Source organism: Janthinobacterium pasteuri (assembly GCF_051380775.1).
GTDB lineage: Bacteria > Pseudomonadota > Gammaproteobacteria > Burkholderiales > Burkholderiaceae_D > Janthinobacterium.
The window spans coordinates 228,775-243,551 of the sequence record NZ_JBNYXS010000005.1 but is presented as its reverse complement, the minus strand read 5'-3'; the positions used below and the strand labels follow the sequence as shown (position 1 = coordinate 243,551).

Here is a 14,777-nt window from a genome sequence, read left to right as displayed (position 1 = left end):
TTACCTGCCGAATTATCTGGGGTGGCGCTGGATACTCGACGCCGGACGCATCCGCTCCCCAGAAACATTGTTGAAGGCAACCATGGGAGAGTTCCCACACCTTACGGTGACATAGCCATATTTTTCAGCGCAGCCGTGGCATTGCTGGGGTCATTCACGTGATACATCACCGTTTCCTCCTACTGCGCTGCCGTGGCGGCGCTGCAAGCGAGCAAGCCAAGTAGGATGGCGGTGAACCAGCGGCGCAAGATTGTCATGAGATATCCATTTCAGTGGCATATTCAAAATATTGCCATCATATCAATCTCTGAACAAATACCTAACCGTGCGGTTGACGAGCAGCTTTTCCGTGCTGCCAGCGGCTGGACGCTTGCACCGATACCACCCAGCAAATTTTTTCCACATGATGCGTTCTCCCAGTCGCGTCAATCAGGCATGAACGCTGCCTGCCAGACCATCGCTGCCAATCTTGCTGAAATAATATGAAGTTTCCATAACGAAATCAATAAATGCGCAACAATTTTCACTACGGCAAGAATAGCGGCTTTTATTTGCCAAATTGCCCGCAACGCCGCCTGTCGCGGGCCTGTACCGTAGACATCGCTTGATCTTTAATGGTATTGTTTAAGCTTGGCAAATATTGCCTCCGAGATACACGCCGCGTCCCCGCGCGGCTCCGTTCCGGATTTGCGCGCAGCGCCCACGATGGTGCCCCAAAACTGCTTTCCCACATACAATCCCATGCTCAAAAAAATGTTCGCCGCGGTGCTGATGACGCTTTCGACAGCGGCCATCGCCGTGCCTTTCGGTTCCCAGTCGATACTGGTGGTCGAAGATGGCACAGGCAAAATCTTGCTTGAAAAAAATTCCAACGTGGTGGTGCCCATCGCCTCGCTGACCAAGCTCATGACGGCCATGGTCGTGCTCGACTCCAAGGCCAATATGCAGGAAGAGATCAGCATCGACCGCGAGGATGTCGACACCTTGAAACACAGCACCTCGCGCGTGCCCGTGGGCGCCACCCTGAGCCGCCACGACGTGCTGCAACTGGCGCTGATGTCGTCCGACAACCGCGCCGCCGCCTCGCTGGCGCGCACCTTCCCCGGCGGCCCGACCGCGTTTGCCGTGGCCGTCAACGCCAAGATCAAGGCCCTGGGCATGCGCCAGACCGTCATCGAAGAGCCGACGGGCTTGTCGCCGAACAACCAGTCGACGGCAGCGGACCTGGTCAAGATGGCCGTGGCCGCCTCGCGCTACCCGGAAATCAGCCGCATCACCACCGATTCGAAGGACGTGATCCAGATCAAGGGCCGGGACGTGGAATACCACAACACGAACCGCCTGGTGGGCGCCAAGGGCTGGGATATCGGCCTGTCAAAAACGGGCTACACGAATGAAGCGGGGCGCTGCCTGATCATGCGCATCAAGTCGGCCGGCAAGTTCGCGACCATGATCTTGCTCAATGCGCGCGCCAATTCCGTGCGCGCCATGGACGCTGTCAACATCCGCCGCATGTTGGCGGCCGAGAACGGCATCGAAGAGCCAAAAGTGATGCGCGCTGCCGTCAGCCGGCACAAGAAGGCGCCGGCCAAGCCATCGAAACGCCGCCGCGCCAAATAATTATTTCGCTTGCCGGTTGGTCATCACCACGCCGGCAATCGTCACCGCGCCGCCCACCAGCATCGAGACCAGCACCGGCTCGCCCAAGAGCCCCGCCGCCAGCACGATGCCGAACACGGGCACGAGGTTGTTGAACACGGCCGTGCGCGACGGTCCCAGCGCTTTCACGCCCTCGTAATACCAGACAAAGCCGATCACCGTGCCGAACACGCCCAGGTAGCCGATGGCGGCCCACACTTGCCAGCCAAAACTATGCCACGGCACGCTCGGGAATTCCACCACCGCCCCCACCAGCAGGAAAGCCAGGCCCCACATAGCCGCATACGTGGTGGCGGCAATCGGGCTCAGGCCCTTCAGCGCGACCCGGCCGATCAGGGTGTAGGCGGCCCAGCTGGAAATACCGCAAAACATGAATACTTCACCCATGCCGATGCCGCCGCCCGTGCCGTGCAACACGCCTGCGAGATCGCCGCGCGTGATGACGATAGCCGTGCCGCAAAACGCCAGCATGATGCCCAGCCACTTGAAGGAACCGAGACGTTCGCGGAACAGCATGGCCGAGGCCAGCGCCGTGACGATGGGGTTCAGGGCCACGAACAGGGCCGTGCGCCCGGCCGGCATGCGCGACAGGGCCGCCAGGAAGCACAGGTTGTATAGAAAAATGCCCGTCAGGCCCAGCGCCGCCGTGGTTGCCAGCTGCTTGCGATCCAGGCGTGGCAAGCCCCCTTCGAGTTTCCAGGCCAGCACGACGAGCAGCAGCACTGCCACACCGAAGCGCCCGCTGGCAGCCGTCATGGGCGGCATCTGCTGCGCCAGCACGCGCCCGGCGATAAAGGTGCCGCCCCAGAACAGGGCGACGAAAATCAGTTTGATATAGACGAGCGGCGATTGCACGGAAGGCAGAGCGCCTGAAGGTATGGCGGAAGAAGACATGGGATATCCTGTAGGGCCGCTTGTGCGGCGGGTGGTGTGCATGCGGTACACTTATATATTAATACTAATATCAACTCATGAAATAATGAGTAAATACTCATATACCAGGAAAACCACAGCATGACCTTCACGCAACTGGAAATTTTTACCCTGGTGGCCGAACTGCACGGCTTTTCCGCCGCCGCCGCGCAGCTGGGCATCAGCCAGTCGGCCGTCTCGCATGCCTTGAAGGCGCTGGAAAAGGAAATGGGCGTGGACCTCATCGTGCGCCACCAGGCCTCGGCCGAGCTGACGGACGTGGGCCGCCAGTTGCTGGTGCGCGCGCGCGAAATCCTCGGCTTGTCGGAAGCCATGCGCCAGGAAGCGGCCGACGTGCTGGGCCAGCGCCAGGGCAGCTTGCGCATCGGCTCCTTTGGCCCCACGTCGTCATTGAATCTGCTGCCGGCCATCACGGCGCAGTTCCGCCTGCGCTATCCGGGCATCACCCTGCGCATCGACGAAGGCGCCGACCATGAAGTGGTGCAATGGATACGCGAACGCAGGGTCGACGTGGGCTTTGTCGTGCTGCCCGACGAGCGCTTCGACACGGCGCCGCTGGTGGAAGACCAGATGATGGCGCTGGTGCCGCGCAGCCATGCGCTGGCGCAGTACCCGTCCATCACCCTGGCCCAATTGTGCGAAGGGCCATTCATCATGTCCGAGGCAGGCTGCGCCTGCCTGATCGAGCCCTTGTTCGCCAACGCGGGGCTGCAGCCGCACGTGCCTTACCGCATCAGCCAGGTGATCACTATCCTCGACATGGTCAGCCGCGGCGACGGCCTGTCCATCGTGGCCGAACTGGCGCTGCCGCAGCGCCTGCGCGAGCAGTACCCGGAGCTGGTCGCCCTGCCTTTACATCCGCCCGTCAGCCGCAAGGTGGGCCTGGCCGTGCGCGACCGGCGCCAGAACACACCGGCCACCAACGCTTTTTTTGAGGTGGCCAGACAGATGGCGCCGACCCTGGCGCCCCGGCGCACCTGACAACGGCTAGAACGTCTCCCACTCCTCGCTGCGCTCGGGCTTGGCGGCGGGCGTTTTTGCGGGACGGCTGGCGATGCGCGGCGCGATGGATGTATGCATCACGGGCCTGGCCGGCTGCGATGCTGGCGCCGGTCCTTCATCGAGCTTGAACACACCCACCACCTGCGACAGGGTGCTGGCCTGGTCTTGCAGGCTTTCGGCGGCGGCCGCCGCCTCTTCCACCAGGGCCGCATTCTGCTGCGTCACCTGGTCCATTTGCGCGATCGCCTGGTTCACCTGTTCGATGCCGGCACTTTGTTCGACGCTGGCGGCCGTGATCTCGCCCATGATGTCGGTCACGCGGCGCACGCTGTCGACGATTTCCTGCATCGTCGCGCCAGCCTCGTCGACCAGACGCGCGCCCGAATCGACCTTGTCCACCGAATCGTCGATCAGCAGCTTGATTTCCTTCGCTGCGCCAGCGGATCTTTGAGCCAGATTACGCACTTCCGTCGCCACCACGGCAAAACCGCGTCCCTGCTCGCCCGCGCGCGCCGCTTCCACGGCCGCGTTCAAGGCCAGGATATTCGTCTGGAAGGCGATGCCGTCGATGACGCTGATGATGTCGACAATCTTCTTCGACGAATCGTTGATCGACGCCATGGTATCGACCACCTGCGCCACCACTTGGCCGCCCTTGCTGGCCACGCCGGATGCCGATTGTGCCATCTGGTTGGCCTGGCGCGCATTGTCGGCATTTTGCTTGACGGTGCTGGTCAGCTCCTCCATCGAGGCAGCCGTCTCTTCCAGCGAACTGGCTTGCTGTTCCGTGCGCGACGACAGGTCCTGATTGCCGGCGGCGATTTCCGACGACGATACCTTGACCGATTCGCTGGCCGTGCGGATTTTCACCAGCACGGCGGCGATCTTGTCGATGAAGCGGTTGAAGGCACCGGCGATCTGCGCCAGTTCATCCACGCCGGAAGCGTCGAGGCGGCGCGTCAGGTCGCCTTCGCCGGAAGCGATATCGTCGAGCGCGTCGCGCACCAGTTCCAGGCGCTTGAGCATCTTGAACACCAGCAGCGACAGCAGCACCGCCGCCGCGCCGGCCAGCAGCACGGCCGTGACGGTCGCTGTCGTCAGCATCGTCTGCAAGGCTTGCATGGCTTCCTGCTGGTCCAGCACCACGGCCAGCAGCCAGCTTGTCCCCGCCACGCGCGTGACATACAGCATGCCGTCGCGGTCATTCAGGCGCACGGCCTCGCTCGTGCGCGTGCTTTCCAGCCGGTTGACCTGCGCGGCCGACAGCGCCGCATCGATTTTGGCCACCGGCTGCAGGCTCAGGTCCTTGTTGGCATGCGCGATGATGGTGCCTTCCTGGTCGACCAGGAAGGCAAAGCTATGCGGCGTCGGCTTGATCGCTACCACGTTGGCGATCACCGTGTCGAGCAGCACGTCCGCGCCCACCACGCCCAGCAGCGCCTCTTTCGGGCCGACGGGCGCCGTAAACGACACCACCAGCTTATGGCTGGCCGCGTCCACATACGGCGGCGTGAGCATGGGCACGCCCGCCTTGACGGTGTCCGTATACCAGGCGCGCGCGGTGGGATCGAAGTCGGCCGGGCGCCCCGGATGGGTAAATACGGAGCGCTTGTCCGCGTAGCCGATGAACACTTCGGCAAAATCGCCAGCCTTTTCCGCGATCTGGAAAGCGCGCAGCGGATCGGGCGTCTCGGCCGACATCACGACGGATGCCATGACCTTTTTCTTGCCATCGACCCATTGCGCCAGCACGGCCGACTGGCTTTGCAGCAACTGCTGCATCTGCTGGTCGGACGACGCCAGCATGCTGCTGCGCGTGGTGACGTAGTTGGCGACCGACAAGGCCAGCATGGACAGCACGACGATGGAAACGCAAATGAGCACCAGACGCGTGCGAAGGGAAGACAACATGATGGACTCCTCGTTTCAATTTTAATGGCGTGAAACAGTGCTGTTGCACCACTTTCACTACGCAAGCATTCTCACACAAAAATCGGAACAATTTCCATCAATATTCGGAATACAACACATATATTTCCATGTGGAAACCCATCATACCCACTCCAGCCATCAGCCGATCAGCCCCCTCAAGCCGCTGGCCCGCTGCGTGCGGCGCAAGATTGCGTCGAACAGCACAGCTTGCGTGGGCGAGACGAGGGTAAAAAAGTCGCGCGCGCGCGTGATGCCCGTGTAGACCAGTTCGCGCGCCAGCATGGCGCCGCCCTCCTGCGGCAGCACCAGCACCGTGTGGCGAAATTCCGAACCCTGCGACTTGTGCACCGTCATGGCGAACGCCGTTTCCACGTGGCGCAAGCGCGTGGCCAGCACGCTGCGCACGTTCTCGCCTTCCAAAAAATACACGCGCAATGACCCGGGCCGCGCAGGGTCGCGCAGGGTCAGGCCGATGTCGCCATTGAACACACCCGTGCCGTAGTCGTTGCGCGTGACCATCACGGGACGGCCCACATACCATTCGCTGCGGCGTATCAGCCCTTCCTTTTCCAGCCGCAGTTCGATGGCCGTATTCAGGCCCGCCACGCCCCACTCGCCTTCGCGCACGGCGCACAGGATGCGGAACGACTCGAACGCGTGCAGCACGGCGCGCACCCAGTCGTCATGCTGCGCGTAGCCTTCGCCGCCCGCATTCACCAGCGTCAGGTAAGGTTGATAACCGCCCGGCGCATCAGGACGTCCGCGCAAGGCCAGGCGCAGCACCTCGTCCTGCTGCGCCGGCACGCTCCACGCCAGCTGGCCGCCGCTGTCGCTGGCGAAACACGCCTTGGCCAGATCGGGCCTGCCGCCATTCACGGCCAGCGCCAGCTCGCCAATCGGACCGCTGAAACGGTGGCTGTGGCGCAGCATCACCGTCTGCTGCGCCAGCGCGCCAGCCGACCCTGCGAAGACGGCTGGAATGGCCACGCCGCTGGCCGCCTGCGCATACGCGATGGTGGCGTCCGTATAACCGCCCGCCTGCGCATCGTGGCACAAGTCGCCCAGCACGGCGCCCGCTTCCACCGACGCCAGTTGATCCTTGTCGCCCAGCAGGATCAGGATGGCCGTCGGCGGCAAGGCATCGAGCACCGACGCCATCATTTCCAGGTGCACCATCGACGCTTCATCGACGATCAGCACATCGACATCGAGCGGATTGCCCGCGTGGTGGGCAAAGGCGCGCGTATCGGGCCGCGCGCCCAGCAAGCTATGCAGGGTGCGCGCCGCGCCCATGCGCCGCGCCAGTTCCAGCAGGGGCAGCGCATCGCCCGCCTTCGCCGCCAGCCCTTCGAGCGCCTTGTCGATCGACTGTTTCAGGCGCGCGGCCGCCTTGCCCGTGGGCGCGGCCAGCGCGATGCGCAGCTGCTCCGGCTGCGGCCAGACGGCAAACAGCAGGGTCAACAGGCTCGCCACCGTATAGGTTTTGCCCGTCCCCGGGCCACCCGTAATGATGGCCACCTTGCCGCGCAGGGCGATCGCGCACGCCACCTTTTGCCAGTCCGGCCCACCATCCTGCGTGGGCTGGTCGAACAGGATATCGAGCCATTGCCGCACCTGCGCCAGCGGCGGGTTGCCCAAGTCCTGCGCGCGCGCGGCGATTTTCCCGCCCACCAGGGTCTCGTCGCGCCAGTAGCGGCGCAAATACAGACGGTCGCCATCGAGTACCAGCGGCTGGCGCACATCGGGCGCAGCCACTTGCCACACCTGCGGCGCGCCGGCCAGCAGCGCGCGCCAACCGTCAAGCGATGCGGGCAGCGGGCCGGAAACGGCCAGCACGCCATGCCACAGTTCCTCGCTCCAGCCCAGCAGTTGCGACGGTTCGCTGGCCAGCTCAGACAGCATCAGACAACTGTGCCCCCGCCCTTCCAGCTCGGACAGCACCACGCACGCCACGGCCACGGCGGGCGCATTCGGCGCCTGCTCGTCCAGGCTGGCGATGAAGCGGGCAAAGGCAGCGCTCAGGCGGCGCAGATGGCCATCCTCGGCGAGGCCGTCGGCATGGTCAAACAAAGCGTTGATTTGTGCGTCATGCTGCATGGTGTTCCGTTTCTTCTAACAGTTGATCGAGGCCGTCCAGCAATTCCAGCTGCGGCGCCAGCCAGTAGCAGCCATGCGTGTCCGCATTCGCGATACCGCGCAGGAACAGGAAGATGGCGCCGCCCAGGTGTTCGGCCGGGTCATAGGCGTCGCCCAGCCGGCTTTTCAGCAGCCGGTGCAGGGCCAGCATGTAGATGGCGCCCTGGATATCGTAGCGGTGCTGCGCCATCCCGGCCGCCAGCGCTTGCGTGTGGTAGGCGGCATCGTTGGCGCCCAGCGCATTCGACTTGTAGTCGAGCACCCAATAGCGGCCATCGCGTTCGATGACCAGGTCGGCAAAGCCTTTCAGCATACCGTGCAGCTGGCGTCGCGGCAGCACGGGGCGCGGCGCGCCATCGAGCAGCAAGCGCGTGCACAGCTGGTCGAGCGCGCCGGTAGACAAATGCTCGCTGGGGAACCAGAACTCCATCTCGGACAGGGTGCAGTCCAACTGCGACAGCGACGCGTCGAGCAGCGGCAGCGGCGTGATGGCCACCTGCGTCAGCCAGGCGATGGCGTCTTCCTGGCGGTGACCCCAGCCCGCCCGCTCGCAGCGCGCGGCCAGGCGCGTAGCGAAGTGTTCGTCGTTGACGCAATCAAAACCTTCGCCGCCCATCCACTCGAGCTGCTCGTGCAGGAAATTGCCGGGCACGGAGCCGCGCGGGAAGCGGTGCCAGGGCGCGTCGCCCATGTGCATCGGCAAGGTCACGGCGACAGCCGTGCCATCTTCCAGCAAGGTCTCTTCCAGCGCCCGCTGCGGCACGTGCGCGGGCGCCACGGCGCCGATCTGGCGCGTCAGCGACGTAAAGCTGCCCACCGACCAGTCGCGCTCGAACTCGCCCACGAACACGGGCGCGGGCCGCAAGGCGGGGCGCCGCTCGATGCGGTCCAGCACCGTGCAGGCATCGGGCTGCGCCAGCGCGCTCACATAGATGGCATCGCAAGCGCCCGCCACCTGCTGCCAGCGCAGCTGCAGCTGTTCGGATGGCAGCTTGTCGCCGCCCGTCAGCAGGTAGCCGAGCGCCGATTCGTGCAAGGTATTCTCGCCAGCCTTGCGCGCCGCCTGGGCGGCCACGCCCAGCCACAGGAAATGGCGCGCGCGCGTCAGGGCCACGTACAGCAGGCGCAAGTCTTCCTCGATGCGCGCTTCTTCGACCGCCGCCATGGCCTCGTCGGACAAAGACAGATCGAGGCGGCGCTCGCCGTCTTCGCCCGCATACTCGAAGAAGCTGCGGTTGCGCTTATCCACCTTGCGCGCCGTGACGGCGAACGGCAGATACACGAGCGGGTATTCGAGGCCCTTGGATTTGTGCACGGTGATGACCTTCACCAGTTCCGCATCGCTTTCCAGGCGCAGCACGCGCTCGTCACCGCCCTCGCCTTCGCCGGCGATCTGCTCGGCCAGCCAGCGTATCAGCGCCTGCTCGCCATCGAGCTGGCGGCTGGCCGATTGCAGCAGTTCGGCCAGGTGCAGCAGATTCGTCAGCCGCCGCTCGCCACCCGTCTGCTGCAGCAGCATGGCCGGCAATTGCAGTTCGTGGATGAAGCGGCGCAGCATGGCCAGCACGCCCTGGCGCTGCCAGATCAGATGCAGTGCCTTCAGTTGCTCCACCCGGCGTTCCCATTCCAGTTCATCGCTCGACAGGCGCGCCAGCTCGCCCAGCGACAGGCCGATGGTGCGCGTGGCAAACGCGGCGCGCGCCAGTCCGCCGTCGAGGGGATTGGCCAGCGCCGCCAGCCAGCGCAGCACGTCTTGCGCCTCCTCGCTGTCGACGACGGAATCCTTGTCGGACAGGTAGACGCTGGCGACCCGGCGGCGCGCCAGCGCGCGGCGGATGGCCGCCGCTTCCTTGCGGTCGCGCACGAGGATGGCGATATCGGCCGGCTGCAGGCGCAGGAAGCCATCAGGGCCAGTAAAACCAGCTTGCGCATCGCCCAGCATGGCAACGACGTGCTCGGCGCAATGCTGCGCGAAATACTCGCGGTAGCTGTCGCCGCGCAGTCCTTCATCGCTGGCGCAGGCGGCCAGCAGAGCCGGCATTGAGCCGTCCTTCGTCACCAGGTGCTCGGCGCGGCCCTTGGCATCGACGGCTTCGAACGGTAGCGGATTCTCGCCGTTTTTCCGGTAGCGGAAGGCGCCGGCCGGCACTTCGGCGCGCTCGGCATGCAGGAATAGCTGGTTGACGGCCGCCACCAGGGGCGCCGTCGAGCGGTAGTTGGTGCCCAGCTGGTAGTGGCGGCCCGTGGTGGCGCGGCGCGCCGCCAGGTAGCTCTGGATGTCGGCGCCGCGAAAGCCGTAGATCGACTGTTTCGGATCGCCGATCAGGAACAGGCCCAGCGCTGGATCGTTGTCGGCGATGCGGTACAGCGAATTGAATATCTGGTACTGCGCCGGCGCCGTATCCTGGAATTCATCGACCATCGCCAGCGGGTACTGATCGACGATGCGCTGGCGCAGAGCCGCGCCATTCTCTCCAGCCAGCGCATCATGCAGGCGCTGCAGCATGTCGGCAAAGCCGAACTGGCGCGACTGGCGCTTCAATTGGTCCATGCGCCGCGCGATAGCCGCCGCCGCATGCAGGTGCAGCTTGTGCGCCAGCGGCGTCAATGCCGCCAGTGCGATCCCCAGCGCTTCCGTATGTTCGAAGCATTCGGGTACCTGGGCCGTGAAACTCTTGGCAAACGCATCTTCGATGCCGGACGGCGTCAGGCGCTCCCACGCCTTGGCCGTGATGGCCGGCTGCAGCAAGAGCGGATCCTGCGCCCAGCGGCGCAAGCCGTCGAACCACTTCGCCAGGTTGTCCGGCTTCATCTTGACACCGTTAAAACACTTGGGATTGGCGGCGCGGTGGTCATTGATCCAGGCGGCCATCCGCTCCACGCGCTCGACCCAGCCCGCCTTCAGGGTGGCCAGCTGCGCGGCCAGCACCCGCTGTTCGCGCGCGATCAGCATGGACAACGGTTCCTCGTCCGCCATGCCCATGATGTCCGCGCGGCGCGCCAGATCGCGCGCGCTTTTTTTCAAGGCGCCCACGTCGGGCCAGCATGCCAGCAGCACGTCCAGCGCCTGCGGCGGCAAGGGATAGACTTGCTGGCGCCAATAATCGTGGGCCGCATCCTCAAACAGCGCCTGCTCGTCGCTGACCAGTTCTTCGTCGAACAGGCTGCCGCTGTCGAAGGCGTGCTCGCGCAGCATGCGCTGGCACCAGGCGTCGATGGTGAAGATGGCCGCTTCATCCATCGTCTCGGCGGCCAGCATCAAGCGGTGCGCGGCCTTTTGCCGCTCGCTCTCGTCCGGATAGAATTCCAGCAAGGCGTCGAGAAACGGATCGCTGCCGCCGGATTCAATGCGCAACTCATTGCGAAAATAAGCGGCCGCCTCGATCAGGCGTTCGCGCACGCGGTTCGACAATTCGCGCGTGGCGGCGCGGGTAAATGTCATCACGAGGATGTCGGCCGGCAGCAGCGGACGTGCAAAGCGGCTATCGTCGTCGCCATGCCCCAGCACGAGGCGCACGTACAGCGCAGCGATGGTCCAGGTTTTACCGGTGCCGGCCGAGGCTTCGATCAGGCGCGAGCCGTGCAGCGGGAACGCCAGGGGGTTGAGCAGATGGCTCGTCATTGTTCTTCTCCCGCACCATCGTTGGGCGCGCTGATCGGGTCGATCGTGATGTGTTGTTGCAGCCAGTCGGCCAGCGGACCATACAGCTCGCGCGTGCAGTCTTCCCATGCTTCTTCGGCGGCCAGCGCGGAAAACTCGGGCCACAGGCGCGCCAGACACAGTTCATCGCGCTCGCCAGCGATATCAAAGCCGCCATCGTACACGGCGCGCGGGTCGCCCTGCTGCACCAGCGCCAGTCCCGTCTTGCACGCCGTGGGCAGCGGATGGTTCATGCCTTCGCGCCACAGCGCCAGCAAGGTGGCCAGCGCTACGCGCGAAGTGGCCGGGTCGAGCGGCGCCATGCTGACGATGGCGTCGCGCGCCACCAGGTAGCCAGTGACGGGAAGGCCGAGGGCGGCGGCGGCCAGCTGGCGCAGCCACATCAGCATCAGCTTGTCGCCGCGCGCCTGGCCGCTCTTGTCCGTCACTTTCGAGGAAATCTGCATCAGCCAGGCCGTCTCCTGCCCGTTGCTGCACAATTTGTCGAGCCAGTCGTCGATCTGCAACTCGCCGAACGGCAAGTTGATGGCGCGCTTGTCGGCCGCCAGCGGGAACGAAGCGCGCAAGGACAGCCACGCACTGCGCACGGGCACCAGCGCCTCGACCAGCTGCGCCTGCACCTGCTGGCCGATCAGGCCGATGGGCAGCACGCCTTCGCGCGCCAGCTTCTCCGCCCGCGCTTCCAGGCTGGCGCGCACGTCGCCCACCGCTTCCACGGCGCCGCCATCATCCAGCATGGTGTCTTCCAGCAGATAGCGCTCGAGCGCATTCAGGCCAAACGGCTCTTCATCCTCACCCAGCATGGCCGCATCGGCAAAGTACACGCTCAAGCGGCGGCGGAAAAAGTATTTAACGGGCTGGCGCAGGAAGCTGGCCAGTTCGCCCAGTTTCAGGCGCGTGCCGGGATCGAGTTCGTACGGCCCCAGCGGCAGTTCCTCAAGCGCCTGCAAGTCAGCATCGGCATGCGCCACGCGCCATTCGCGCGCATACGTGAGCAAGCCGTCCGCCTCGAAATAGCGGCGGCTGAACGGCTGCAGCGCATGCTCGGTGGTGAGCGACGCCAGGTGCCGGTCCAGCGACCAGCCGGCGGCCAGGTAATCGCGCAGCTGCGACACCAGCACGGACGGCGGCTGCTCGGAATTGTCGCGCACATTGCGCCCCACCCAGCTCACGTACAGTTTGTCGCGCGCGGCCAGCAAGGCTTCCAGCATCAGGTAACGATCATCGTCGCGGCGCGAGCGATCGCCCGGACGCGCCATGCCGGGCAGCGCCAGCAGGTCGAAATCGGCCTTTGGCGCGCGGCGCGGGAAATCGCCATCGTTCATGCCCAGCAGGCACACCACGCGGAACGGCACGGCGCGCATTGGCATCAGCGTGCAGAAGGTCACGCCGCCGGAAACGAATTGATGGTTCAGGGTCGGCTCGTCCAGGGCGCCCAGCCACGCCACGCGCAAGACGGACAGCGGTACCTGCTCGACAAAGCCCGCATGCTCGCAGGTTTCCAGCCAGCCTTGCAAAGCGCCTTCCAGCTGCGCCAGGGTCAAACGGTCACCCTCGTCGTCGGCATCGAAAAAAGCGGCCAGCAGCGCGCGCGCCTGCACGCCCCATTCGGCTGGCGTGCGCGCGCCAGCCAGCACGCTGCGCCAGTGCAGCAGCGCCTCGACCAGCTGCGCCAGCGAGCCCGCCAGCGCCGCATCGAGGCCGCCCACTTCCGCATACGGCTCGATGCCGCCAAAACTGGCGCCACTGCCGCTGGCATAGCCGAGCAGCATGCGCCGCACGCCGAAAATCCACGCATTCTGTTCCCCGGCCGCGCCCAGCCCCAGGCCTGCGCGGTGCGCCTGGTCCAGGCCCCAGCGCACGCCCGCCCCTTCGATCCAGGCACCCAGGGTGGCCAGGTCGTCCGCCTGCAGGCCGAAGCGGGCCGCCAGCGCGGGCACGTCGAGCAAGTCGCGCACCTCGCTCTGGCGGCAACGCTGCTGCGGCAGTTGCAGCAGCCACTCGAGCGCGACGAGCAGCGGGTTGACGCTGCGGTCCTTCACGTCGCCGATTTCGAACGGAATGAAACGCTCGTCATTGCGCCGGTACTGGCCGAAGACAGCGTGGATGGCGGCCGTAAAGGTGTCGATATCGGGCACCATCACCACCACGTCGCGCGGACGCAAGCCCGTCTCGGCGCTGTGCGCAAACATGGCCAGCAGCTGGTCGTGCAGCACTTCCACTTCGCGCTGCACGCTGTGCGCCACATGAAATTCGATCGAGCGGTCGCCGGCCTCGGGAGGAAACTGCTCATGCTCCGCCAGCGGACGCAGTTCGCGGATGGCCACCTGCACCTGCTGCAGCAGGGTTTCGCCCGTCTCCTCGCCAAACAGGTCGATGCGCAGGCTGTCGTCGCGTCCCTCGGCTTGCGCGTGTTCGTCAAACTCGTCGAGCATGCGGATGAAATCGCGCCCTTGCCTGCCCCAGCTGGCCAGCAGCGGATGGCTGTGCGCGTGCAGCTCTTCGAGCGGAATTTGCGCCAGGTCGGTGCCATTGCGCTGCCGCTGGCGCTTGTTTTCCGCGCGCAGCAAGTCGCGCCCGTCGATGATGTCGCCCCAGTAAAACTGGCAGGGGTTGGGCACGGCCAGCACCACCTGCGTGTGGCGCGCCAGCGCGGCCAGCGCCTGCAAGGTCTGATACGGCAGCGCCGATACGCCAAACAGCACCACGCGGCGCGGCAGCTTGCCGGCAGGCTGCTCGCCGGCGGCGATCGCCGCCAGGAAGGCGTCGTGGATGTCGGCGCGGCCCGTGTCGCGCTCGAACGGTTCCACGTCGGCGGCCACGGCGCGCCACAACTGCGCCTGCCAGCGCTGGTCTTCCTTCAATGGGATAGCTTCGCCGCGCGCCGTGCGCAGCTGGTCGCGCCCGGCAGCCCAGTCAGCCAGCCAGTCGGCGCGGTAGACCTGGTACTGATCGAACAAATCGGCCAGGCGCTCGGCCAGCTGCAGCCGGCGCTCGCAATCGCCATCGGCAAGGAAGTAGCGCAGCGGCGCAAACACCGGGTCGGCCAGCAAAGAGGGTAAAAGACGCATCAAACGCCAGGCCAGCGGGGATTTATCGAACGGCGACACGCGCGGGACGCGCTCGCGCCCCAGCATGCCCCGGTAGCTTTCCCACAGCAGGCGCGCCGGCAACGCGATGCGCGTGGCGGCGCACACTTTCATCTCCTCGGCCAGGGCGATCTTCAGCCACTCGGCCACGCCGTTCGACTGCACCAGAAAGATATCCGTTTCCAGGGGCGCCAGCGGATGCTGGCGCAGCCACTGGAAAACGGCGGCGCGCAGCTGTTCCAGCTGGTTGCCATGCAGGATGAGGAGGCCGGGCGTGACGGGAGTATGCATGCTGATCCGATGGGTTGCCGCGTCTCCGGCCGGGTGGCCAGAGACGTCAAACGCATATTATCGCCGCTGCTTGC

General features: G+C 65.3%; 8 protein-coding genes and 1 pseudogene. 4 read left to right on the top strand and 5 right to left on the bottom strand.

What is annotated here, in order from left to right; translation table 11 throughout:
* The 3 genes and pseudogenes from ACQ4WN_RS08190 to ACQ4WN_RS08180 form a co-directional block, all read left to right on the top strand.
* Positions 1-115 (top strand): annotated as a pseudogene (locus ACQ4WN_RS08190) (IS1595 family transposase); the annotation flags it as partial.
* Between the two features lie 77 nt (positions 116-192).
* Positions 193-486, top strand: a complete 294-nt coding sequence (locus tag ACQ4WN_RS08185) for a hypothetical protein (RefSeq protein ID WP_436551080.1) — start codon at positions 193-195, stop codon at positions 484-486.
* 255 nt (positions 487-741) lie between these two features.
* Entirely contained in the window at positions 742-1,620 is an 879-nt protein-coding gene (locus ACQ4WN_RS08180) for a serine hydrolase (RefSeq protein WP_436551079.1), read from the top strand.
* On the opposite strand, the gene ACQ4WN_RS08175 is transcribed toward ACQ4WN_RS08180, so the two are convergent.
* Entirely contained in the window at positions 1,621-2,553 is a 933-nt protein-coding gene (locus ACQ4WN_RS08175; RefSeq protein ID WP_436551078.1) for a DMT family transporter, read from the bottom strand.
* Between the two features lie 120 nt (positions 2,554-2,673).
* On the opposite strand from ACQ4WN_RS08175, the gene ACQ4WN_RS08170 reads away from it, so the two are divergent.
* Entirely contained in the window at positions 2,674-3,573 is a 900-nt protein-coding gene (locus tag ACQ4WN_RS08170; RefSeq protein WP_436551077.1) for a LysR family transcriptional regulator, read from the top strand.
* A 6-nt stretch (positions 3,574-3,579) separates the two neighbouring features.
* Here ACQ4WN_RS08170 and ACQ4WN_RS08165 read toward each other — a convergent pair whose 3' ends face one another.
* The 4 genes from ACQ4WN_RS08165 to recC form a co-directional block, all read right to left on the bottom strand.
* Complete coding sequence (locus ACQ4WN_RS08165) at positions 3,580-5,505, bottom strand: methyl-accepting chemotaxis protein (RefSeq protein WP_436551076.1); 1,926 nt, start codon at positions 5,503-5,505, stop codon at positions 3,580-3,582.
* Positions 5,506-5,664: 159 nt separating this feature from the next.
* A complete protein-coding gene (gene recD / locus ACQ4WN_RS08160) occupies positions 5,665-7,623 on the bottom strand; it encodes an exodeoxyribonuclease V subunit alpha (RefSeq protein WP_436551075.1) in 1,959 nt (652 codons plus the stop codon).
* Positions 7,613-11,284 (bottom strand): exodeoxyribonuclease V subunit beta, encoded by a 3,672-nt coding sequence (gene recB, locus ACQ4WN_RS08155; RefSeq protein ID WP_436551074.1) that lies wholly within the window; start codon positions 11,282-11,284, stop codon positions 7,613-7,615. The genes recD and recB overlap by 11 nt, the downstream gene beginning before the upstream one ends.
* Complete coding sequence (recC, locus tag ACQ4WN_RS08150; protein ID WP_436551073.1) at positions 11,281-14,703, bottom strand: exodeoxyribonuclease V subunit gamma; 3,423 nt, start codon at positions 14,701-14,703, stop codon at positions 11,281-11,283. Before recC ends, recB begins: the two co-directional genes overlap by 4 nt.
* Positions 14,704-14,777: the final 74 nt, after the last annotated feature.